17 protein-coding genes are annotated in these 23203 nt (G+C 64.3%); 10 read left to right on the top strand and 7 right to left on the bottom strand.

What is annotated here, in order from left to right; translation table 11 throughout:
• The first annotated feature begins 52 nt into the window (after window positions 1-52).
• Together KF719_RS06965 and KF719_RS06960 are read left to right on the top strand one after the other, a co-directional pair.
• Window positions 53-1504 carry an MBOAT family protein gene (locus KF719_RS06965; protein ID WP_293507994.1) on the top strand — a complete coding sequence of 484 codons (1452 nt, stop codon included), beginning with the start codon at window positions 53-55 and terminating at the stop codon, window positions 1502-1504.
• Window positions 1505-1513: 9 nt separating this feature from the next.
• A complete protein-coding gene (locus KF719_RS06960) occupies window positions 1514-1927 on the top strand; it encodes a hypothetical protein (RefSeq protein WP_293507993.1) in 414 nt (137 codons plus the stop codon).
• 7 nt (window positions 1928-1934) lie between these two features.
• Here KF719_RS06960 and KF719_RS06955 read toward each other — a convergent pair whose 3' ends face one another.
• From KF719_RS06955 to gltB, 4 genes are all read right to left on the bottom strand, one after another.
• Window positions 1935-2261, bottom strand: coding sequence for an AzlD domain-containing protein (locus tag KF719_RS06955; RefSeq protein WP_293507992.1), 327 nt, complete (start codon window positions 2259-2261; stop codon window positions 1935-1937).
• Window positions 2261-2980 (bottom strand): AzlC family ABC transporter permease, encoded by a 720-nt coding sequence (locus KF719_RS06950; protein ID WP_293507991.1) that lies wholly within the window; start codon window positions 2978-2980, stop codon window positions 2261-2263. Before KF719_RS06950 ends, KF719_RS06955 begins: the two co-directional genes overlap by 1 nt.
• Before the next feature lie 93 nt (window positions 2981-3073).
• Window positions 3074-4492 (bottom strand): glutamate synthase subunit beta, encoded by a 1419-nt coding sequence (locus KF719_RS06945; RefSeq protein WP_293507990.1) that lies wholly within the window; start codon window positions 4490-4492, stop codon window positions 3074-3076.
• A gap of 5 nt (window positions 4493-4497) precedes the next feature.
• Window positions 4498-9192: a glutamate synthase large subunit gene (gltB, locus tag KF719_RS06940; RefSeq protein ID WP_293507989.1), complete on the bottom strand. Its 4695-nt coding sequence runs from the start codon at window positions 9190-9192 to the stop codon at window positions 4498-4500.
• A 534-nt stretch (window positions 9193-9726) separates the two neighbouring features.
• Here gltB and KF719_RS06935 point away from each other — a divergent pair.
• Entirely contained in the window at window positions 9727-10764 is a 1038-nt protein-coding gene (locus KF719_RS06935; protein WP_293507988.1) for a beta-eliminating lyase-related protein, read from the top strand.
• Window positions 10765-10850: 86 nt separating this feature from the next.
• Window positions 10851-11285 carry an Hpt domain-containing protein gene (locus tag KF719_RS06930; RefSeq protein WP_293507987.1) on the top strand — a complete coding sequence of 145 codons (435 nt, stop codon included), beginning with the start codon at window positions 10851-10853 and terminating at the stop codon, window positions 11283-11285.
• Here the strand turns inward: KF719_RS06930 and KF719_RS06925 are convergent.
• A complete protein-coding gene (locus KF719_RS06925) occupies window positions 11282-13831 on the bottom strand; it encodes an ATP-binding protein (protein WP_293507986.1) in 2550 nt (849 codons plus the stop codon). The two genes, KF719_RS06930 and KF719_RS06925, sit on opposite strands and share 4 nt — an antisense overlap.
• A gap of 192 nt (window positions 13832-14023) precedes the next feature.
• Entirely contained in the window at window positions 14024-14953 is a 930-nt protein-coding gene (locus KF719_RS06920; protein WP_293507985.1) for an alpha/beta hydrolase, read from the bottom strand.
• A gap of 131 nt (window positions 14954-15084) precedes the next feature.
• Here KF719_RS06920 and KF719_RS06915 point away from each other — a divergent pair, with 131 nt between their 5' ends.
• Window positions 15085-17769 carry a bifunctional acetate--CoA ligase family protein/GNAT family N-acetyltransferase gene (locus KF719_RS06915; protein WP_293507984.1) on the top strand — a complete coding sequence of 895 codons (2685 nt, stop codon included), beginning with the start codon at window positions 15085-15087 and terminating at the stop codon, window positions 17767-17769.
• A 60-nt stretch (window positions 17770-17829) separates the two neighbouring features.
• Here the strand turns inward: KF719_RS06915 and KF719_RS06910 are convergent, their stop codons facing one another.
• Window positions 17830-18297, bottom strand: coding sequence for an Hsp20 family protein (locus KF719_RS06910; protein WP_293507983.1), 468 nt, complete (start codon window positions 18295-18297; stop codon window positions 17830-17832).
• A 192-nt stretch (window positions 18298-18489) separates the two neighbouring features.
• Here KF719_RS06910 and KF719_RS06905 point away from each other — a divergent pair, with 192 nt between their 5' ends.
• The 5 genes from KF719_RS06905 to KF719_RS06885 are packed head-to-tail and all read left to right on the top strand — an operon-like array spanning window position 18490 to window position 23175.
• The gene (locus tag KF719_RS06905) at window positions 18490-19701 is read left to right on the top strand and encodes an amino acid ABC transporter substrate-binding protein (protein ID WP_293507982.1); all 1212 of its coding nucleotides are present in this window, start codon (window positions 18490-18492) and stop codon (window positions 19699-19701) included.
• A gap of 18 nt (window positions 19702-19719) precedes the next feature.
• A complete protein-coding gene (locus KF719_RS06900; protein ID WP_293507981.1) occupies window positions 19720-20622 on the top strand; it encodes a branched-chain amino acid ABC transporter permease in 903 nt (300 codons plus the stop codon).
• On the top strand, window positions 20619-21575 hold the full coding sequence (locus KF719_RS06895) for a branched-chain amino acid ABC transporter permease (protein ID WP_293507980.1): 957 nt from the start codon (window positions 20619-20621) through the stop codon (window positions 21573-21575). Before KF719_RS06900 ends, KF719_RS06895 begins: the two co-directional genes overlap by 4 nt.
• Window positions 21572-22315 (top strand): ABC transporter ATP-binding protein, encoded by a 744-nt coding sequence (locus tag KF719_RS06890; protein WP_293507979.1) that lies wholly within the window; start codon window positions 21572-21574, stop codon window positions 22313-22315. Before KF719_RS06895 ends, KF719_RS06890 begins: the two co-directional genes overlap by 4 nt.
• Window positions 22315-23175: an ABC transporter ATP-binding protein gene (locus KF719_RS06885; RefSeq protein ID WP_293507978.1), complete on the top strand. Its 861-nt coding sequence runs from the start codon at window positions 22315-22317 to the stop codon at window positions 23173-23175. The genes KF719_RS06890 and KF719_RS06885 overlap by 1 nt, the downstream gene beginning before the upstream one ends.
• The last annotated feature ends 28 nt before the right edge of the window (window positions 23176-23203 follow it).

Genomic DNA, 23203 nt, shown 5'->3' with positions numbered 1-23203 from the left:
CCCCTGATGGTTGGCTGGGCGACTTCTGTTCGAGTGCGGGTGACGGGGCGGCATGCTTTTTCCGACCATAGAGTTCGGGATTTTCTTTCTGATCGTTTTCACGGTCAGTTGGGCTGCGCGCTGGACGCCGCATTGGCGCAAGCTCGTGCTGCTGGCCGCCAGCTATTTTTTCTATGGCTGGTGGGACTGGCGGTTCATGGGCCTGCTCCTCGTCTCGACCCTCATCAACTATACGGCCGGTCTCGGCCTTGCGCGCACGGCGCATCCCGTGCTGCGCAAACTGATCGTCACATTCGCGGTGACGGGCGGTCTCGCGATCCTCGGCTTCTTCAAATATTACGGCTTCTTTCTCACCTCGCTTTCGACGCTTCTCGAGATGGTGGGGCTCGAGCGCGACCTGCCCTTCATGCAGGTGATCCTGCCGGTGGGTATTTCGTTCTTCACCTTCCAGGGCATCTCCTATGTCGTCGACGTCTATCGCGGTCATGTGCGGGCGGAGCGGTCGCTCGCCAATGTGATGCTCTACATCTCGTTCTTTCCGCAGCTTGTCGCCGGCCCGATCGTGCGGGCGGCGGATTTCCTGCCGCAGTTGCATCGCGCGCCGGCGTTGACACGCGCCCATGTCGGCGTCGGCACGGTGCTGATCCTGTCCGGTCTCGCCAAGAAAATGCTGATCGCGAACTATCTGGCGACCGAGCTGGTCGATCCGGTGTTTTTCGACCCGACGGCGGTCAGCGCGCTCGACCTGCTGATCGGCGTCTATGGCTACGCGATCCAGATTTATTGCGACTTTTCGGGCTATAGCGACATCGCCATCGGCGTTGCGGCGCTGCTTGGCTATCGTTTTCTCGAAAACTTCAACCAGCCCTATCGCGCGTCGAGCCTGCAGGACTTCTGGCGACGCTGGCACATCTCGCTGTCGACCTGGCTGCGCGACTACCTCTACAAGCCGCTTGGCGGCAACAGACAGGGCGAGGCGCGGACCTATCGCAATCTCTTCCTGACGATGTTTCTCGGCGGCATCTGGCACGGCGCGGCATGGACGTTCGTTTTCTGGGGCACTTTCCATGGTGCGATGCTGGGCATCGAGCGCTATGTGCGGCGCAGGCTCGACGAATTCGCGCCCCCCAACAGCGAGGCCGGCGGCATCGCCAGCGCGATCGGGCATGGCGCACAGCACATCGTCGGCGTTTTCTGGACCTTTCATCTGGTCTGCTTTGCGTGGATTTTCTTCCGCGCCGACAGCTTCTCGACGGCCGGCAGCTATCTTGCGGGTTTTGCGCGCTGGTCGGATCCGAGCCAGTATGCGACGCCGTTCCTGGTTGGCCTGATTGCGCTTGCGATGCTTTTCCAGTTCACGCCGCGCGATCTCGGCCGCTGGCTGGCGCAGGGGCTGCAATGGTTGCCGTCGCCCATCCTCGGGCTCATTCTCGGCGGCGGCATCTGGCTGATCTGGGCGGTTGCGCCCGAAGGCGTCGCGCCTTTCATCTATTTCCAGTTCTGAGGCCGAACCATGCTGGATCTCATTCGCGAAATCGAAACGGACCTCGAAGACGGATGGGAAGCCGCCTCGCGCGTCGAGTTGCAGACGGCGGAGCATACGCGACGCGCCGTCGCGCGCTTCGCGCGGGCCTTGTGGATCACACTGGCGATCATGCTTGTCTTCAACAGCGAACGCCTTGTCACCTGGGTCAACGGGTTCGGCGTCGGGCCGGTTCAGGACACGGTGGTGGCGCTTTCGGTCGCGTGGAACGAGCGCATGCTGGCGAGCGGCTTCACCGAGCCGTCGCTTGCGGCGCGCGGGAAGGTCGATGAGCTGCGCGGCGCGAGCTGGGCCGAATTCGAGTTGCGGGTCGACAGCGAGCGCGCCCGGGCGCGGGAAGGCGCAAGGTTGCTGCGCGGCGGGCTTGGCGGCGGTCCGGGCTAAGATCGGTTTACATCAGCGCCTGGAGCGCCCACAACGCGCCCATGCCAACGGCAAGGGTTGCCAGTACGCTTTTCGTCGCCCACGCCACGCCCGCGGCAAGGACGCAGGCGATCAGGCGCGGATTGTCGATTGCGATATCGAGACCGCCCTCGGGCATGCGCAGCGCCGCCGGCAGGATGATCGCGCTCAACACGGCCGCCGGCACAAAACGCAAGGCGCGCGTCAGCGGCCCCGGCAGCGCGAGCATTCCCGACAGACCGATGAAGGAAAAGCGCAGCGCGAACGTGCCGATGCCGATGGCGGCGATGGTCAGCCAGAGCGTTGTCGTGTCCATCAGTTCTCTCCCTGCTGCGGCTTTTTCGGCGTCCATCGCGTTTCGCAGAAATATCCGGCCGCGATGCCGCAGGCGGCGGCGAGAAACAGGCCGAGGTTGAAGGGAAGGCCCGAGGCGGCGACGGCCACCGTCGCGCCGGTCACGGCGGCAAGGCCGGCGGCGCGGTCGCGAATGCCCGGCACCAGCAGCGCCAGAAAGCTCAACGGCACGAAGAAGTCGAGCGACCAGCTGGGCGGCACACGGCTGCCGAGCGTGAAGCCCGCCGCCGTCGCCGCCAGCCAGACGACCCACATGGCGATCGCGCCGCCGAGATAGAAGCGGGCCTTTGCGCGCGCGGTTATTTCGCTGTCGGCGGTATAGCGCGTGATGCCGAGCGCATAGGACTGGTCGGTCATCAGATAGGCGAGCATCGCGCGGCGGCGGAGCGAGAGGCCGGCGAAATGCGGCGCCAGCGAGGCGCTGTACATCGCAAAGCGCAGGTTGATGACAAGGCCTGTCAGCACCACGATCAGGGCCGGCGCGGCGTCGGCGATCAATTGGGTCGAGGCAAGCTGCGCCGCGCCTGCGTAAATGACGATCGACTGGCCGATCCCGGCGGCGGCGCCGAATTTCGCCTCGGCCGCAACCGCGCCCGCGATCATGCCGAAGGGAACGGCGCCGGGGAGCAGCGGCAGCATGACGCGGACGCCCTCGACATAGTCGCCAGTTGCCGGTTTCATCTTTCTCATCTCTTGCCCGTTCATTCCAAAAAATCGAAAAGCCCCTGCGAGGGTTCTCACAGGGGCTTTTCCGTTTTGCGTGGCGCTTGTCGGTCAGCGCGGCAATGTCGTTTCCCCCATCAGGAACAGGTCTACCTCGCGGGCAGCCTGCCGGCCCTCGCGAATGGCCCATACGACAAGCGATTGGCCGCGGCGCATGTCGCCGGCGGCGAAAATCCTGTCGAGCGACGATTTGTAGGTCGCCGTGTCGGCGGCGACATTGCCGCGTTTGTCGAGCTGCAGCCCAAGTTCCGCCAGCATGCCCTCGTGGACAGGATGCACAAATCCCATCGCGAGCAATACGAGGTCGGCCTTGATTTCGAATTCGGAGCCGGGGATGGCTTGCATTTTCTCATCGACCCGGACGCATTCGATGGCACGGACATGCCCGTCCTTGCCGAGGATACGCCGCGTCATCACCGCAAAGTCGCGCGCCGCGCCCTCGGCCTGGCTTGAGGATGTGCGCATCTTCAGCGGCCAATCCGGCCAGGTCAGCAGCTTGTTTTCCTTTTCCGGCGGCGCCGGCATGATTTCGAGTTGCGTCACCGAAACAGCACCCTGACGGAACGATGTGCCGATGCAGTCGGAGCCGGTGTCGCCGCCGCCAATGACGACGACATGCTTGCCGCCGGCAAGGATCGGTTCGACCTGGCCGATGGGTTCGTCGGAGACGCGCCGGTTCTGCTGCGGCAGGAACTCCATCGCGAAATGAACGCCGGAAAGCTCGCGGCCTTCGACTTCGAGATCGCGCGGCTTTTCGGCGCCGCCGGTCAGCAGCACGGCATCGAACTCGCGGTCGAGATCCTTCGCACTCTTGTTGACGCCGACATGGACGCCGTAGTGGAAGATCGTGCCTTCCTTCTCCATCTGGGCGATGCGGCGGTCGATGTGATGCTTTTCCATCTTGAAGTCGGGAATGCCGTAGCGCAGCAATCCGCCGGCCTTGGCCTGCCGTTCGAACACATGCACCTCGTGGCCGCGCCGCGAAAGCTGTTGCGCGGCGGCAAGGCCTGCGGGGCCTGAGCCGACAATGGCGATCTTCTTGCCGGTTTTCGCGGCCGGGCGCTGCGGTGCAATCCAGCCTTCCTTCCAGCCGCGGTCGACAATGGCGCATTCGATCGTCTTGATCGTTACCGGCGCTTCGGTGAGGTTCAACGTGCAGCTTGCCTCGCAGGGCGCGGGGCAGATGCGGCCGGTGAATTCGGGGAAGTTGTTGGTCGAGTGGAGGTTGCGGCAGGCTTCTTCCCAGTCGTCGCGATAGACGAGGTCGTTCCAGTCCGGAATCTGGTTGTTGACCGGACAGCCATTGTGACAATAGGGAATGCCGCAATCCATGCAGCGCGCCGCCTGGTCGCGCAGGGCGTCCTCGGCGAGCGGGATCACGAACTCGTTGTAGTTCCTGATGCGGTCGGCGGCAGGCAGGTACTTGCGGTCCTGCCTGTCGATTTCCAGGAAACCGGTAATCTTTCCCACGACTCTTATTCTCCTGCTGCGGCCATTGCCTGCGCGGTTTCCTGCGCCTTCTGCATTTCCCTCAAGGCCCGGCGATATTCCACCGGCATTACCTTGCGGAATTTCGGCAGCATGGCCTCCCAATCGTCGAGAATGGCGCGCGCGCGCGACGAATTGGTGTAATGCGCGTGGTTCTCGATCAACTGGTGCAGACGTTCGGAGTCGAAACGCGTCATGTCTGTCATCACGTCGACACGGCCATGGCTTTCGAGGTCGCCTGTCTGGTGGCGGCGACGTTCCATGATGTCGTGTTCTTCCTTCACCGGTTCGAGATCGACCATGGCAAGGTTGCAACGACGCTCGAACATGCCGTGTTCGTCCAGCACATAGGCGATGCCGCCCGACATGCCGGCCGCGAAGTTGCGGCCCGTCTCGCCAAGAACGACGACAATGCCGCCGGTCATGTATTCGCAGCCATGATCGCCGGTGCCCTCGACAACGGCGATGGCGCCCGAGTTGCGCACGGCGAAGCGCTCGCCGGCGACGCCGCGGAAATAGCATTCGCCGGCGATTGCGCCATAAAGCACCGTGTTGCCGACGATGATGCTCTTTTCCGGCACGATGCGCGCATTGGAGGGCGGATAGACGATTAGACGCCCACCCGACAGGCCCTTGCCGACATAGTCGTTGGCCTCGCCTTCAAGCTCCAGCGTCACGCCGGCGGCGGTCCATGCGCCGAAGCTTTGCCCGGCGGTGCCGTTCAACTTCACATGGATTGTGTCGTCGGGCAGGCCCGTATGTCCGTGACGTTTCGCGATCTCGCCCGAAAGCATCGCGCCCGTCGTGCGGTCGGTATTGCGGATCGGCATTTCGATCTGTACGGGCTTGCGGGCTTCGATTGCCTCCTTTGCGGCGGCGATCAGCTTGCGGTCCAGCACGTCCACGATCTTGTGGTCCTGCTTTTCGCAGTGGAAGATCGCGACGCCCTTCGGCGCTTCGGGCTTGTGGAACAGCTTCGAGAAATCGAGACCCTTGGCCTTCCAGTGCTCGACGACCTTGCGCTTGTCGAGCATCTGCATCTGGCCGATCATTTCGTCGAACTTCCGGTAGCCCATCTCGGCCATCAGCTCGCGCACTTCCTCGGCGACGAAGAAGAAGTAGTTGATGACGTGCTCGGGCGTGCCGACGAAGCGCTTGCGGAGTTCGGGGTCCTGCGTTGCAACGCCGACCGGGCAGGTGTTCAGGTGGCACTTGCGCATCATGATGCAGCCGGCGGCGATCAGCGGCGCGGTCGCGAAGCCGAATTCGTCGGCGCCCAGCAACGCCGCGATGACGACGTCGCGTCCGGTGCGCAATCCGCCGTCGGCCTGCACCGCGATGCGGCCGCGCAAATGGTTCATCACCAGCGTCTGGTGCGTTTCGGCAAGGCCGATTTCCCAGGGGCTGCCCGCATGCTTGATCGAGGTCAGCGGCGAGGCGCCGGTGCCGCCCTCGAAACCCGAGATCGTCACATGGTCGGCGCGCGCCTTCGAGACGCCGGCCGCGACCGTGCCGACGCCGACTTCGGAGACGAGCTTGACCGAGACGAGGGCCGCCGGGTTGGTGTTCTTCAGGTCGAAAATGAGCTGCGCCAGATCCTCGATCGAATAGATGTCGTGATGCGGCGGCGGCGAGATCAGGCCGACGCCCGGCGTCGAGTGACGCACCTTGGCGATCACCGCGTCCACCTTGTGGCCCGGCAACTGGCCGCCTTCGCCGGGCTTTGCGCCCTGCGCCATCTTGATCTGGATCATGTCCGAGTTGACGAGATACTCCGTCGTCACGCCGAAGCGGCCGGACGCGACCTGCTTGATCGCCGAGCGCATGCTGTCGCCGTTCGCCATCGGCTTGAAGCGGTCGGCTTCCTCGCCGCCCTCGCCGGTGTTCGACTTGCCGCCGATGCGGTTCATCGCCAGCGCGAGCGTCGTATGCGCCTCGCGGCTGATCGAGCCGAAAGACATCGCGCCGGTCGCGAAGCGCTTGACGATTTCGGACGCCGGTTCGACTTCGTCCAGCGCGATGGGCGTGCGGCCCGCTTCCTCGGCTTTGCGGATTTCAAAGAGACCGCGGATCGTCAGCAGACGTTCGTTCTGGTCGTTGATCTGGCGCGCGAAGGCCCGGTACTTGTCCTGGCTGTTGCCGCGCACCGCGTGCTGCAGGTCGCGAACGCTGTCCGATGTCCATGCGTGGTCCTCGCCGCGAATGCGGTAGGCATACTCGCCTCCAACATCGAGCGCGTTCTTCAGGACCGGCGCATCGGAGAAGGCGAGCCTGTGCCGGCGCAACGTTTCCTCGGCAATTTCCTCGACGCCGACGCCTTCGATCATCGAGACGGTGCCGGTGAAATATTTCTGTGTGAAATCGGACTTCAAGCCGACGGCATCGAAAATCTGCGCGCCGCAATAGGACTGATAGGTCGAAATGCCCATCTTGGACATGACCTTCAGCAGACCCTTGTCGATCGCCTTGATGTAGCGCTTTTCGGCTTCCTTCTGCGTCAGGCCCTCGTCGAGATCGGGCAGGATGTCGATCAGCGTCTCGAAAGCGAGATAGGGGTTGATCGCTTCGGCGCCGTAGCCCGCGAGACAGGCAAAATGATGCACCTCCCGCGCTTCGCCGGTTTCGATCACAAGGCCGACCGAAGTGCGCAGGCCCTGACGGATCAAATGATGGTGCACGGCAGAGGTCGCGAGCAGAGCCGGAATGGCGACGCGGTCCGCCGAAATCAGCCTGTCCGACAGGATGACGATGTTGTAGCCGTGCTTGACCGCTTCTTCGGCGCGCGCGCAGAGACGCTCCAGCATGTCGACCATTTCCCCGGCGCCGCGCTTCACATCATAGGTAATGTCGAGCGTCTGCGTGCGGAAGTGGTTGTCGGCAACCTCGCCGATCATGCGGATCTTCTCGAGATCCTCGTTGGTCAGGATGGGCTGGCGCACTTCGAGGCGCTTCACCTGCGACATGCCTTCAAGGTCGAGCAGGTTCGGGCGCGGTCCGATGAACGAGACCAGCGACATCACCAGTTCCTCTCGGATCGGGTCGATCGGCGGATTGGTCACTTGCGCGAAGTTCTGTTTGAAATAGGTGTAGAGCAGCTTCGACTTCGAGGAGAGGGCCGAGATGGGCGTGTCGGTACCCATCGATCCGACGGCTTCCTGTCCTTCCATCGCCATCGGCGTCATCAGGAACTTCAGATCTTCCTGCGTGTAGCCGAATGCCTGCTGCGTATCGAGCAGCGAGGCATAGGTCGGCTGCTTTGCCGGATGCAGCGGCGCCGGCATCTCCTCAAGCTGGATCTGCGTCGCGTTCAGCCATTGCTGATAGGGGTGAAGCTTTGCCAGCTCAGCCTTGATTTCGTCGTCGGCAATGATGCGGCCCTGCTCAAGGTCGATCAGCAGCATGCGGCCCGGCTGCAGACGCCACTTCTCGACGATCTTCTCCTCCGGCGCGGGCAACACGCCCATTTCGGAGGCCATCATCACGAAGCCGTCATCGGTGACGTAATAGCGGGCGGGGCGCAGGCCGTTGCGGTCGAGCGTCGCGCCGATCTGGCGGCCGTCGGTGAAGGCAACGGCGGCAGGGCCGTCCCACGGCTCCATCAGCGCCGCATGATATTCGTAAAAGGCGCGGCGCTCGGCATCCATCAGCGGATTGCCGGCCCAGGCTTCGGGAATGAGCATCATCATCGCGTGGGCGAGCGAATAGCCGCCCATCACGAGAAGTTCGAGCGCGTTGTCGAAACAGGCGGTGTCCGACTGGCCCTCGACGGCGATCGGCCAGAGCTTCTTCAGGTCGTCGCCGAGAAGATCGGACTGCATCGACGAATAGCGCGCCTGAATCCAGTTGACGTTGCCGCGCTTGGTGTTGATTTCGCCGTTGTGGCAAATCATGCGGAACGGGTGGGCGAGGCTCCATGTCGGGAAAGTGTTGGTGGAGAAGCGCTGATGCACCAACGCGATCGCCGTCACCATGTCCGGGTCGGTGAGGTCCGTGTAGTACTTGCCGACCTGGGCCGCGAGCAGCATCCCCTTGTAGACGATGGTGCGCGACGACAGCGAGGCAATATAGAGCCCCTTCGGGATCGAGCCCGTCTCGTGGAAGAGCGTGTTGAAGATGCGCTTGCGGATGACGAAGAGCTTGCGCTCGAACGCGTCCTGATCCGCGCAAGCCGGTCCGCGGCCGACAAAGACCTGCCGGTGAAAAGGCTCGGTCGGCTTCACCGAATAGCCGAGGTCGGAATTGTCGACCGGCACGTCGCGCCAGCCGAGGAAAACCTGGCCTTCCTCCGCGATGACCTTCTCGGTCAGGGCGCAAATCTTGGCCCGTTCGGCCTCGTCCTTCGGCAGGAACATGTGGCCGACGCCGTAGTGTCCTTCGGCGGGCAGCGTGAAGTCGAGCTTCTGAGCTTCCTTGCGGAAAAAGGCGTCGGGAATCTGGATCAGAATGCCGGCGCCGTCGCCGGCCTTCGGGTCCGCGCCGACGGCGCCGCGATGCTCGAGGTTTTCGAGAATCCGCAGTCCGTCCTCGACGAGCTTGTGGGATTTGATGTTGTGGATGTTCGCGACGAAGCCGATGCCGCAGGCATCGTGTTCGTTGCGGGGGTCATAGAGCCCTTGCGCGGCCGGAAGCCCGGCGTGTTCCGCCATTGCCGCTCCGTCCATCCGTTCCCGCTCTTGCGTCATGCCCGTCCATCCTTCACCCGGCGCCGAGGCAGGTTGCCTCGATCATCGTCCGTTCCTCGCCCGCGCGCTTTTCTGTCCCCGGCGCGTTTCAGGCCGAAGCTCCGTTTGCCGGAGCGCGGGACGCTAGCGGATCGCACGCGTTATCGCAAAAGTCCCGGCCGTATCCGGCGAGACATATCGTTGCCGGATCGCTCGTCGCGATCCGATGTCCGGCACGCGCCGGAGTTCGGCCCGAGGCCAACACACTCCTTGTCGCGTACCCTTGCAGTGCCGCCATCGCTGACGGAGCTTTCTGCTTGGTGCTCCCTATTGCCCGGAGCGGGGGCTTACTGACAGGCGAGCCGCACCCGTTTCGGTCAGCCGGTCGGCCCGGAAAAGCGATGCTCTTCCAGTGGCGCGATCATGCCAGACGGGGGGGCTTGAATCAAGCAAATAAGACAGGAATACTGACCTATAACTTGTCTTGTGGAATCAAGGCGTTAGTGCCGGAATTGGCCGGTGGCGGGGTTCCGCCACCCATCGGATGGAGCGATTATGGACTTCACGAGCGACAACGCGGCCGGGGCGGCGCCGGAAATCCTGGCAGCGCTCGCCCGGGTGAATGCCGGAACCGAGGCTTCCTACGGCAGCGACGCGGTGACGGCGCGCCTCATCCGGCGGTTTTCGGAGATTTTCGAACGGGAGGTGGCGGTCTACCCGGTCGTCACCGGCACGGCGGCCAATGCGCTGGCGCTGGCGGCGCTGACGCCGCCACACGGCGCCGTAATGTGCCATGAGCTTGCGCATGTGCATGTCGATGAATGCGGCGCGCCCGAGATGTTTTCGGGCGGCGCAAAGCTGGTGCCGCTTTCGGGCGCCGGCGCCAGGATCGAACCGGCCGCACTCGAGGCGGCGCTGGCGGCACTTCCGGCCGGCATCGTTCATCATGTGCAGCCGGCGGCGTTGACGCTGACGCAATCGACCGAGCTTGGCGCGGTCTATACGCCGGATGAAATTCGCGCGCTTGTCGAAATCGCGCGCGGGCGCGGCTTGCACGTTCACATGGACGGTGCGCGATTTGCCAATGCGCTGGCGACGCTCGGGCTTTCGCCGGCCGAAGCGACATGGAAGGCCGGCATCGACATCATGTCGTTCGGTGCCACCAAGAACGGTGCGCTGGCGGCCGAGGCCGTGATCGTTTTCGATCCGGCGCTGGCGCGCGATCTTGCGTTCCGGCGCAAGCGGGCCGGGCACCTTCTGTCGAAGATGCGCTTCGTCTCGGCGCAGCTCGAAGCCTATCTGGAAAACGGTTTGTGGTTGCGGCTGGCGGCGCATGCGAACGCCATGACGGGCCGTCTCGCCGCGGGCCTTGCCGCACTGCCGGACGCGACGCTTCACGTCGAGCCGCAGGCGAACGAAATATTCGTCAGACTGCAGACGAGCACCATCGCCCGGCTCAGAAAAGGCGGCGCGCGCTTCCATCCCTGGCCGATGCCGGGCGACGACGCGCAGGCTCGGACCGTCCGCCTCGTGACGTCTTTTCAGTCGCAACCGTCCGAAATCGACGCGTTTCTGGCCCTGGCGGCCGGTTGAAACCGGTCCTTTCAAGATTTCCTTAACGCTCCCCCGCTACCGTCAGGTCAAGGCAGCCGGTCGGTCCGGCAAGCGTGGGTGGAGCCATGGGATTTCCCAAAGACGAGGCGACGGGCGACTACGACAGCCTGATTGCGCAAGCCGAGGCTGCGGTCGAAGCCTTGCGCGACACCTATCGCGAACAGCTTGCCAACGATGTTGCGGCGCTCGAAGAAGTCTGGGCCCGTCTCGAAGGCGGCGCACCGGCCGAGGCAACGCTTGCCGAGCTTCATGGCATCGCCCACAACATCAAAGGGCAGGGCGGTTCGTTCGGCTACGACCTCGTCACCGAAATCGGCGCCTCTTTCTGCGACTATCTGCGCAGCGGTAAACGCTCATCCGCCGATGAACGCAATATCATCCACATGCATATCCGCATGCTGAAGACGGTTTCCGAGAACAACATTTCGGGAGATGGCGGCGAGACGGGCCGCCGTATTGCCGAGAAGCTCGACGTCTTGACGGGCCGCAGCGCCGGCTAACCGGCCATCCGTTCCAGTTCGCTCAGCATATCGGCCAGCGGGTCCGCGGCATCGGGCGCTGCGTCGGCGGCGGCTGCCGTCGCCGTCCCGCCAATTCCGGCTGCTGCCGGACGGCGATGCTGCGTCGTACGCTCCATTTCGGCCACCAGCAGATCGATCTTGAACGGCTTCGAGACGAAGCCGTTCATGCCGGCCTCCATGTAGGCCTCGCGATGTCCGTCCATCGCATGCGCGGTAACGGCGACAATCGGAATATCGTGCCAGGGTTCGTCGAAGCTGCGAATGACCTTCGTCGCCTGAATGCCGTCCATCAGCGGCATCTGGATGTCCATCAGGATCAGGTCGAAGCTGCCTTCGCGCAGCTTGCGAATAACCTCGACGCCGTTCTCCGCAATGGTCAGGTCGTGGCCGAGGCGTTCCATCACCGCCATCATCAGCTTCTGGTTGACCGGCTGGTCTTCCGCCAGGAGCACGCGCAGTTGGTGCGGTTCGTCGGCGGCCGCGGCCGCGGGTTCCTGCGGTTGCGGCTGCGTTTCCGGCGCGGCGGTTGCGTCCGCCACGACCTGAACGGGCAGACGAACGCGGAAGGTGCTGCCTTCGCCGTCGCGGCTCTCAACCGATATCGCTCCGTTCATCAGCGTCGTCAGTTCGCGCGCGATAGCGAGGCCGAGACCGGTGCCGCCATAGGTGCGGGAGATCGAGGAGTCGGCCTGCTGGAAACGCGTGAAGAGACTCGGCAGCATAGCCTCTGGGATACCGATGCCGGTGTCGCGGACCGTGAAAAGAATCTCCATCGCGTCGGCTTCGCGGTCCGGTATCGCATCGACGGTCACATCGATGTGGCCTTCGGGTGTGAACTTGATCGCGTTGCCGATCAGATTGAACAGGATCTGGCGCAGCCGCGTGGCGTCGCCGACGATGCTCTCGGGCACGTTGTCGCTTATCTCGACGTGCAACGACAACGACTTCTCTTCGGCGTTCGGCCGCATCACCTCGACGACCGTTTCGACGACTTCCCGAGGCGCCACGGGGGCGCACTCTAGCATCATCCGGCCGGCCTCAAGCTTCGAGAGATCGAGAATGTCGTTGAGGATTGTAAGCAGGCATTCGCCGGATTCGCGGATCATCTCGACGCGCTCGCGCTGCACCGGCGGCATTTCGCTGGACAACAGAAGATCGGCAATGCCGATGACGCCGTTCATCGGCGTTCTCAGTTCATGGCTCATCGTGGCGAGGAAAGCCGACTTGGCGCGATTGGCGTTTTCGGCCGCTTCCTTGGCGTTCGACAGGTCCTGCGCGGTTCGGGCGAGATTGGCGCGCTCCTGTTCGAGCTGTTCATAGGTCACCTGCAGGTCCTGGACGCGATCCTGCAATTCCTGGCGGCTGCGTTTCAGCGCGATCTCGGTTTCCTTCATCTCGGTGATGTCGTTCTCGATGACGATGAAGTTGCGGATTTCGCCCTGAATATCGCGGATCGGACGCACCTCGACGGTCGCCCAGTATTGCTTGCCGTCGCGCGTCAATCCGATGGTTTCGACGTTGCGTGCCTCACCGTCGCCGATGCTTTCGGCAAGGACCGCCGGCGCCCCGGCGCCGGCATGTTCGGTCAGAATTTCGTGCGGCGTACGGTCCTCGAGTTCCTGATGCGAGAAGCCCGTCATGGCCGTGTAGCCGGCATTTGTCCAGACGATGCGGCCATCCCGGTCGGCGATCAGCACGCCGGCATCGGTGCCGTTGGCGACCAGCGCCAGTTGTTCGTTCTCGCCGCGGCTCGATTGCAGGCGTTTGAACACGCGGGCAAAGAGTTCCGCAAGATCGCCGAGTTCGCCTTTCGGCATCCCGGGGGGAACGTCGAAGCGGCCGGTCGCGCTGCTGGCGCGCACGGCGCCGGCGAGCCGCGCTATCGGGCCGATGACGGCGCGATGCAGCAGCACGAAGAGGGCGACGGAAACGGCGGCGGCGGTGACGATGCGCCGCAGAACGGCGGAGACGAGGGAGGCCGAGAGTTCGGCGCGTGCCGGCCGCAGATCGACCACGGTGACGGTCGCGAGGCCTTCGTCGGGAAGGGCCGCGACATGCGCCCAGCTGTCGATGCCGTTGGCGCTCGTCTCAAAGCCGGCTGCAATGCCCTCGGCAAAGCTCCGGCGGATCATGTCGCCGATGAGCGGATCGGCGAGAAAGGAATTCGTGTCTTCGATGCGCGCGGCGCCGTGTCCGGCGAGCGGCCGGCCGGACGCGTCGACGAGATAGACCGCCAGCAGGTCGGCGTGCCAGCGCGTTTCGCGCGCGACGGCCTGGCTCGCTTCGGCGATGCCGAAATCGTCGTCGAGGATCGAGCGCATCGCCAGATGATCGCTCACCGATGCCGCGCGCTGCGCCACATGGTTGAACGTCATTTCACGGAGATGGCGGTAATCGACATATGACTGGACGGCGGAGATCAGAACCAGCAGCACGAACATCTTCAAGGCGAGGCCGCGCGCCGTCGGCCCGATCAACGAGCGAAAGGTGCTGTCTCCGACGCCGGAATAGATGCGGTTGCCCATGTCCCCACCGGTATTTCCCAAAGTCGGAAATGCCCGGTCCCTCGTCCACGGCCCAGCCGGGCCTCCTCTCCGCATCCGCCGGATACGGTGAAACAGTCATAACAGGAGGTGAGTTAAGACAGCCCTAAAACGGCGTGTGATCCAGCATCGGAACTGGTCAATTTTTATGTTTATTTTCAGTGGCTTGAGAGGTCAGTCGGCGGCCCGCCGGCTGGGACCGCCGGTAATCGCCCTGGCATGGAGATAGGCCCCGATTTCGGCCACCGAGGCGCGCGCCTCCGGGAGCTGGGGGAAGGCCTGAAACACATGCGGCACGCCCGGCCAGACGCGCAGCGTCACCTCGACCCCGGCGGCCTGCGCCTTCTCCGCAACGCGGCGGCTGTCGTCGAGAAGTATTTCGTTCGCACCGACATGGATCAGCAGCGGCGGCAGGCGCTCGAAATTTCCGTAGAGCGGCGAGGCCAGCGGTTCTGCCGGCGACGCGCCTTGCAGATAGTGCCGGGCGGCTGTCAGCGCCGCATCGACGCTCAGCATCGGATCGAGTTTGCCATGCGTAATGTGCGACCAGCCGGACATCGCTAGGTCGGTCCAAGGCGACAGCAACGCCGCGCCGGCGGGCAACGGCTCGTGCGCATCGCGCAGTTTCATCAAGAGCGCCAGCGTCAGGCCGCCACCGGCCGAATCGCCCGCGACCGTCAATCGCGACGGATCGGTCCCTTCCGCCAGCAATGATTTGTATGCGGCATAGGCATCTTCGACCGCGGCGGGGAACGGATGTTCCGACGCCAGCCGATAGTCGAGTAGTAGTGCACGCATTTTGGCGGCGCTTGCGAGCCGCGCCACGAGGCCGCGATGCGTATCCGGCCCGCAGATCGAATAACCGCCGCCATGCAGATAGAGCAGCGTATTGCCGTTGTCCGCGACTTGCGGGTGGATCCATTCGGCCGGAATTCCGGCAACCGCCGCCCTCTCCACCCGGACACCTCGCGGCACGCCGCCGAAGCGCTGTGCAAGCTTCGTCGTGCGGGCGCGGATTGCGCGTGGATCGGCCTGGGGATTGAAGCGGCTCTTGACCAGCAGCCGCAGCATCCGGTCGGTCAGGCGCGCCTGAATACTGGCCATGGCTCTTCATCTCCCTCAAAGCTGCCGATGCGGCGAAAGGCGATCCTGCGCCGCCGTTGCAATTTCGTCATACTCTATGTCCATCGTCGGTCCGCCGCCAGCCGCTCCCCCTTTTCCGCAAGGCAGTGCCCATGTCGATCCGCAATCTCGACCGCATGTTCGCCCCGCGCTCCGTCGCCCTGATTGGCGCCAGCGCGCGTGCAGGCTCGGTCGGCAACGTTCTCCTGAACAATCTCTCCGGCGCCGGGCTTGACGGCCCTGTCTGGGCCGTCAATCCAAATGGTGGCCGCGCCGGCGAGGTCGAGTTTCTGCCGGATGTCGAGAGCCTGCCCGATGCGCCCGACCTCGCGGTCGTCGCGACGCCGCCCCAAACGGTGCCCGGTCTGATCGCCGCGCTCGGCGCGCGCGGCACGAAAGCGGCGGTCGTGATCACGGCCGGCTTCGGCGAGCTGGGCGCGGAGGGGCGGGCGCTGCAACAGAAGATGCTGGATGCGGCGCGGCCGCATCTGTTGCGCATCGCGGGCCCCAATTGTCTCGGCCTGATGGCGCCCGGCAACGGACTCAACGCTTCGTTCGGCCATGTGCAACCGCTGAAGGGCAATGTCGCCTTTGTCTCGCAATCGGGCGCCGTCGTCACCGCCGTGCTCGACTGGGCAACGAGCCGCGGCATCGGCTTTTCGTCGATCGCCTCGCTTGGCGGCATGTCGGATGTCGATTTCGGCGACATGCTCGACTTTCTCGCCGCCGATCCTCAGACGAAAAGCATCCTGCTCTACATCGAGTCGATCACCGATGCGCGCAAGTTCATGTCGGCCGGACGGCAGGCATCGCGCCTGAAGCCCGTCATCGTCATCAAGTCCGGGCGGCACGCGGCGGGGGCGCGCGCCGCGGCGTCCCACACCGGTGCGCTGGCGGGTTCGGATGCGGTCTATCACGCGGCCTTTCGGCGTGCCGGCATGTTGCGCGAGCTTGGTATCGAAGATCTTTTCGAGGCTGTCGAAACGCTTTCGACGCGCTCCGAGCGCCGCCCGATCCTTGGCGACCGTCTTGGCATCCTGACCAATGGCGGCGGCGTCGGCGTGCTCGCCACCGATTTCGTCATCGATCAGGGCGGACGGCTCGCACAAATTTCGGATGAGACGGTTGCGGCTCTCGACAAGGTGTTGCCGCGCACCTGGAGTCGCGCTAATCCGGTCGACATCATCGGCGATGCCGGCGCCGAGCGCTATGCACAGGCGATGGAAGCGCTGCTCGAAGATCCCGGCACCGATGCGCTGCTGGTGATGAATTGCCCGACCGCGGTCGTCAACAATCTCGCCGCCGCCGAAGCCGTCATTGAGGCGGCGGATGCGAGCAGCAAGCCGGTCTTCACCAACTGGCTCGGCGACAAGGGCGCGCAGGCGGCGCGCGAAGCCTTCATCGCCCACAAGATACCGACCTACGACACGCCGACGGGTGCTGTGCGCGCCTTCATGCTGCATGTCCGGCACAACCGCAACCAGCGCCTGCTGATGGAAATTCCGCCGGCGGGCCCGGCGATGCCGCAACGCGATCTCGACACCGCGCGCAAGCTTGTCGCGGCGGCGCTTGCCGCCGGTCGCGAATGGTTGAGCGAGGTGGAAGCGAAAGCGTTGCTTGCGGCTTATGGCATTCCGGTGGTCGAGACACGGATTGCCCGCTCGGCGTCCGAGGCGGCGCGCATCGCCGATGAGCTTGGCTATCCGGCGGCATTGAAAATTCTCTCGCACGACATCACCCACAAGTCCGACGTCGGCGGCGTCGCGCTGGCGCTCGAGGATGCGGCGGCGGTGGAAGAAGCGGCGTCGCGGATGCTCGCCCGCGTGTCGCATGCCTGTCCGGGCGCTTCGATCGACGGTTTCACCGTGCAGCGCATGGCGGCAAAGCGCGATGCCTTCGAACTCATTCTCGGCCTTGTCGACGATGCGACGTTCGGGCCGGTGATCCTGTTCGGACAGGGCGGCACGTCGGTCGAGGTGGTGCGCGACAAGGCGATGGCGTTGCCGCCGCTCAACCGGGTGCTGGCGGACGATCTCATTTCGCGCACCCGCGTTTCGCGCCTGCTCGACGGCTATCGCGGCCGCCCGGCGGCGGATCGCGAGGCGATTTCCGCTGCGTTGATGGCGCTCGGCGATCTTGCCGCCGATCATCCCGAAGTTGTCGAGCTCGACATCAACCCGCTCTGGGCCGATCACGACGGTATCGTCGCGCTCGATGCGCGGGTTCGTCTTCAGCCGCCGAAAAGCCGGGGGACGTCGCGTTTTGCGATCCGGCCCTATCCTTCGGCGCTCGAAGGCGCGCTTGCCGGCCGCGAGGGCGGGGCGTTTCCGCTGCGCCCGGTGCGCCCCGAAGATGCGCCGTTGATCGACGAACTCCTTGCGCATACGGACCCGGAAGATTTGCGGTTGCGCTTTCTGTCGCCGCTGAAGCGGCTGCCGCGCCAGCTCGCGGCCCGCCTGACGCAGATCGACTACGATCGCGAAATGGCCTTCGTCGTCTTCACCGACGAAACGCGCGCGCATCTCGCGGCAGTGGGACGTCTTTCCGAAGATCCCAACAGGGAGCGTGCCGAATACGCGGTCCTGGTGCGCAGCGACATGCAGGGCCACGGGCTTGGCTATGCGTTGATGCTGAAGCTCATCGACTATGCGCGCCAGCGCGGCATCGGCGAGATATTCGGCCATGTATTGCGCGAGAACCGCGGCATGCTCGACATGTGCGACGATCTCGGTTTCACGCGACACAGCATCGAGGGCGACCCGAGCCTTGTCGAGACAAGGTTGTCGCTGGCCGGTTGAGCGCGCAAAAAAGGGACGCCCTTTCGGGGCGTCCCTTGCATTTGCCTGTCGGCGCGGGCCTTAGTCGGCGGCCGTCGCCAGATTGCCCTCGATCGTCTTGCGGCCTGTGGGCGCTGCCGAAATCTCGATCTTGCGGGGCTTTAGTTCCTCGGGCACGCGGCGCACGAGGTCGACATGCAGCAAGCCATTCTCGAGATGGGCGCCTTTCACCTCGACATGATCGGCGAGCTGGAAACGGCGCTCGAAGCTGCGGCCGGCGATGCCCTGATAGAGGTAGTTCGCCCCTTCCGGCTCGGCGCGCTTGCCGGCGATGGTCAGCACGTTCTGTTTCACCTCAAGCGAAAGGTCGCTCTCGGCAAAGCCGGCCACCGCCATCGAGATGCGGTATTCGTGTTCGCCGGTGCGTTCGATGTTGTAGGGGGGATAGCTCGGCTGGCCGGCGTCGCGGGTCACCGAATCGAGCAGCGATTGGAGCTGGTCGAAGCCGACGGTCGAGCGATAGAGCGGCGAAAAGTCGAAGCTGCGCATTGGTAACATCCTCATTCAAGCGATGTTGTCGACGGGGGAGAACGCTCTGCCGCCGCCGTCATGGCCGGTGGCCGCCCTCCCCGCCGGACCCGCGATCTGCGGCATCCGGCATTGTGTATCTGGGAATTTCACATGCGGGCGTCAAGACGGGTATAAGGGTCCGGGTTCGATTGGCGCGCGGGGGAGAAGGCGATGCGGAAAGGGCTGTTTTCCGGGATTTTTCTGGGGCTGGCGCTGCTCGCCGGCCCGGCGGCGGCCGACGATCCCGGCATCATTCGCCTCGGGGCCGCGGTCTCGCTTACGGGTAAATATTCCTCCAACGGCGCCTTCACGCGCAAGGGCTACGACCTCGCCGTCGAGAAGATCAACGCGGCGGGCGGCGTCACGGTCGCCGGCAAGCCCTATCTCCTGCAAATCATCTACTACGACGACGAGTCCACGCCGGCGCGCGGCGCGCAGCTTGTCGAGCGGCTGATCCAGCAGGACAAGGTGCAATTTGTGCTCGGGCCCTATTCGTCGGGCCTCACCGAAGCCATCGCGCCCGTCACCGAGAAATACGGCGTGCCGATGGTCGAGGCCAACGGCGCGGCGATCTCGCTCTTCCGCAAGAACTACCGCTATCTCTTCGCCGTGCTGTCGACCACCGACGAATATCTGCGCGGCGCCATCGACATCGCGGCACGGCTGTCCGGCGACCCGTCGAAGCTGCGCGTTGCGATGGCCTTCGAGAACGATCCCTTCTCGCAGGATGTGCGCGACGGCGTTCTTGCTGACATGAAGCGGCACGGCATGAAGGTGGTGGTCGACGACAAGCTGCCGCCGGAGCTCAACGACATGTCGGCAACCTTGTCGAAGGTCAAGGCGCTCCGGCCCGACCTTCTGCTGATTTCCGGCCACGACAAGGGCGCCTCGCTCGCGATCCGCCAGATGGCGGACCAGCGCGTCAATGTGCCGATGCTGGCGCTGACGCATTGCGATTCGGCGCGCATCGCCGAAAATTTCGGACCGGCCGCCGAATATGCGCTCTGCGCCGCGCAATGGGCATCGACGCTGACCTATGAAGACGATCTTTTCGGCAGCGCGTCGGACTATGCGCGCCTCTACGAGGAAACCTATGGCGAGGTCGCGCCCTATCAGGCGGCGGAATCGAGCGCCGCGGTGCAGGTCTATGCCGATGCCTTTGCGCGCGCCAAATCGCTCGATCCCGAAGACGTCCGCCAGGCATTGACCGAAACGGCGATGATGACCTTCTACGGCAGGATCGAGTTCGACGAGACGGGCAAGAATGTCGCCAAGCCGATGGTTCTCTTCCAGGTGCAGGACGGCAAATATGTCGTCGTCTATCCCGAAGAATTCGCCGAGGCGAAAATCCGTTGGCCGACGCCGCCCTGGGGCGAGCGCTGAGCGAAAGAAAGCAGTTTCGTGCTCGACAACCTACTTCTTTTCGTTCAGTTCCCGCCGCTCGCCGTCGATGTCGTCGTCAACGGGCTGCTGATCGGTGCGATCTTCGCGCTTGCCGCCTATGGCATGGCACTGGTCTGGGGCGTGCTCAACATCGTCAATGTCGTGCAGGGCGAGCTTGTGGTGCTCGGCGGCTATGTGACCTTCCTGCTGGTGCAATGGGGCATGCCGCCGCTCATCGGCGTGCCGGTGTCGGCGCTCGTGATGTTCGGTGTCGGCTGGGTGCTCTATCGCGCGATCGTCTTTCGCGTCGTCGACAAGGACATCTTCATTTCGATCCTCGCGACCTTCGGCCTTGCCATCCTGATCCAGCAGCTTGCCAATCTGTCCTTCGGCGCCGATGTGCGCTCGGTCGATGCCGGGCTCGGCTCGCTGCATTTCCTCGACGGCATGGTGACGGTCGCCTGGGTCAAGCTGATTGCCTTTGCGTTGGCGCTTGTGGCGGGCGCGTCGCTCTGGTTCTTCCTGCGCCATGCGCGGCTCGGGCAGGCGATCCGCGCAACGGCACAGAACCCGCGTGCGGCGCGCATTCTCGGCATCGACACGGGCCGCGTCTATGCGGCGACCTATGCGCTCAACGCGGCGCTGTGCGGCGCAGCGGGCAGCCTCGCCGTCATGGCCTGGACCATCCATCCCTATATGGGCCTGCCCTACACGGTGCGTTCTTTCATGGTGGTGGTCGTTGCCGGGGTCGGCAATGTCGGCGCGGTTGTGGCCGCCGGGCTCGGTCTTGGGGCGCTTGAAAATGTCGCCGGCTTCGTCCTCGGCACCGAATTCCAGATCGCCTTCGTTTTCGCGCTGATGGTGACGATCCTTGTCTGGCGCCATTTGCGCGCTGCGCGCCGCCGGGAGCATCTCAAATGACGAAGCTCTCCGACTGGCACATCATGGGCGTGCTCGCCATTGCCGGCCTCGGCTTGCCGTTTCTTGCGCCGAGCCTCATCACGCAGCTTTCCTTTCTCTGGTTGATGGTCATTTTCGCCCTGACCTGGGACATGCTGGGCGGGCGCATGGGCTACAATTCCTTCGGCAACATCGTCTTCTTCGGCATCGGCTGCTATGCCGCCGCCGTCGTGCAGCGCGATGCGGGGCTGCCCTACTTCGAAGCGCTGGCGCTCGGCCTTGTGCTCGGCGCGGCGCTTGCCGTCGCTGCGGCGCTTCTGTTCGGCGCGGCGCTGCTCGGCATTCGCGGCCACTACTTCGCCATCGGCACGCTTGGCCTCGGCATCACGGCGGCCGAGGTTGCGGCCGGGTGGGATTATGTCGGCGCCGGCTCCGGCATGGCGCTGCCGCTCTATCCCGGCGCGCTTGGGCAACGCGAGTTCTTTTTTTGCTTCTCGTTGTTTGCGGTCGCCATCGTCTGTTTCCTGTTTCTGCGCTGGCTCTACGGCACGCGGTTCGGCCTCGCGCTCAACGCCATTCGCGACGATCAGGACAAGGCCGATGCGATGGGCCTGCGCACGACCCCGATCAAGGTCTTCGCCTGGTGCATTGCAGCCTTCTTCCTTTCGATTTCGGGCGGGCTTGCGGCCAACATGATCGGCTTCATCGATCCGCGCGACGTTGCCTTCGCCGGCGCCACCTTCGGCGTCTGGATGGTGCTGATGGCGATACTCGGCGGCAAGGGAACGCTTTGGGGGCCGGTGCTTGGCGCCATAGTCTTCCACATCACGCAGGAACTTTTCTGGACATATCTTCTCGGCTGGCAGCGCGTCGCGCTTGGCCTTCTGATCGTCGTCATCGTCGTCTTCTTCCCGCAAGGCATCATGGGCTGGATCGCCGAACGCCGCGCGGCGCGCCAGGGAGCGGCTCCATGAGCGCGATGCTCGAAGTGCGCGATGTCACCAAACGCTTCGGCGGCGTTGTCGCCAATGATCGTATTTCGTTGACAGTGAAACAGGGCGAGATCGCCGGGCTGATCGGTCCCAACGGCTCGGGCAAGACGACGCTGTTCGGCTGCATCACCGGCACATTGCCGGTCGATGGCGGCGAGGTTTATTTCGAAGGCCAGCCGATATCGCATCTCCGCGCAGGCCCCATCGCGCGGCTCGGGCTGTTGCGCACCTGGCAGCAGACGCGCATTTATGGCGAGATGACCTGCGCCGAGAACATGGCGATCAGCGCCCGCGAAGCGCATGGCGGCCTCATATCTCTGCTGAAGCCGGTGCCGGCGGCGACGAAAACCCGCGCCAACGATCTTCTCGCCTTTGTTGGCCTGTATGAAAAGCACGACGAGCGCGGCGGACGCCTGAGCTTCGGCCAGCAGAAGCTGCTCGAATTCGCGATGGCGCTGATGAACGAACCGAAACTTCTGCTGCTCGACGAGCCGACCGCCGGCATCAACCCGACGCTGATCAACGGGCTGATCGACCGCTTGCGCCGCGCCAATGCTGAGCTTGGCGTCACGCTGCTCGTCATCGAACACAATATGCGCGTCATCATGAACCTCGCGCACCGCATCACCTGTCTGGCGCATGGGGAAGTGCTGGCCGAAGGCACGCCGGACGAAATCCGCGACGATGCCCGTGTGCTCGACGCTTATCTCGGGGTGGCGTGATGGCTGAGAACGGCGACAACCTCGCGGGCGGCTACGGGCAGGGCGGCGTCGACACGGTGCTTTCGGTCGGCGATGTCGCGCGCGAGGCCGAAGCGATGGCGCGCGCCGTGCCGCGCGAGGAAATTCTGTCGCTGGTCGCGGGCGAACCGCTGCTGACGCTGGACGGGCTTCACGCGGGCTACGGCGCCATGGAAATCCTGCATGGCATCGACCTTGCGGTCGGCAAGGGCCAGAGCCTTTGTCTCGTCGGCCCCAACGGCGCCGGCAAATCCACCGTGCTGCATTCGATTTTCGGCTTCACCAAAATCACCGCCGGCCGCGTCAATGCCGGTGCGCGCGACATCACGCGCCTCACGCCGAGTGAAAAGCTGAAAGACGCCGGCATCGCCTATATCCTGCAGGACAATTCGGTCTTTCCCGACATGACGGTCGAGGAAAACCTGCTGATGGGCGGCTATCTGCTGGCCGACCGCGCGAAGGCGCAAGCGGCGGCGGAGCGTGTGTTTTCGCATTACGACCGTCTCGCCAAACGCCGCAACGAGCGGGCGGGCGTGTTGTCGGGCGGCGAGCGGCGGCTGCTTGAAATCAGCCGCGCCCTCATCATGGATCCGCAGGTGCTGCTGGTCGATGAACCTTCCATCGGTCTCGAACCGCGCATGATCGACATGGTGTTCGAGATTCTCGGCGAGCTGCAACGCACACAGGGCAAGACCATCATCATGGTCGAGCAGAACGCCCGGCGCGGGCTCGACTTTTCCGACATCGGCTATGTGCTGGTCGCCGGCCGCGTTGCGCTGGCGGGCGAGGGCGCGCAGCTTCTGGAAAATCCGGATGTCGGCCGTCTCTTCCTCGGCGGTTAGGGTCTCTCACACTGCGGAATTTTCTGCG

The sequence above is a fragment of the Parvibaculum sp. genome (genome assembly GCF_019635935.1).
Lineage (GTDB): Bacteria > Pseudomonadota > Alphaproteobacteria > Parvibaculales > Parvibaculaceae > Parvibaculum.
The sequence above is the reverse complement of the archived record's forward strand: the minus strand, read 5'-3'. Positions and strand labels throughout refer to the sequence as shown.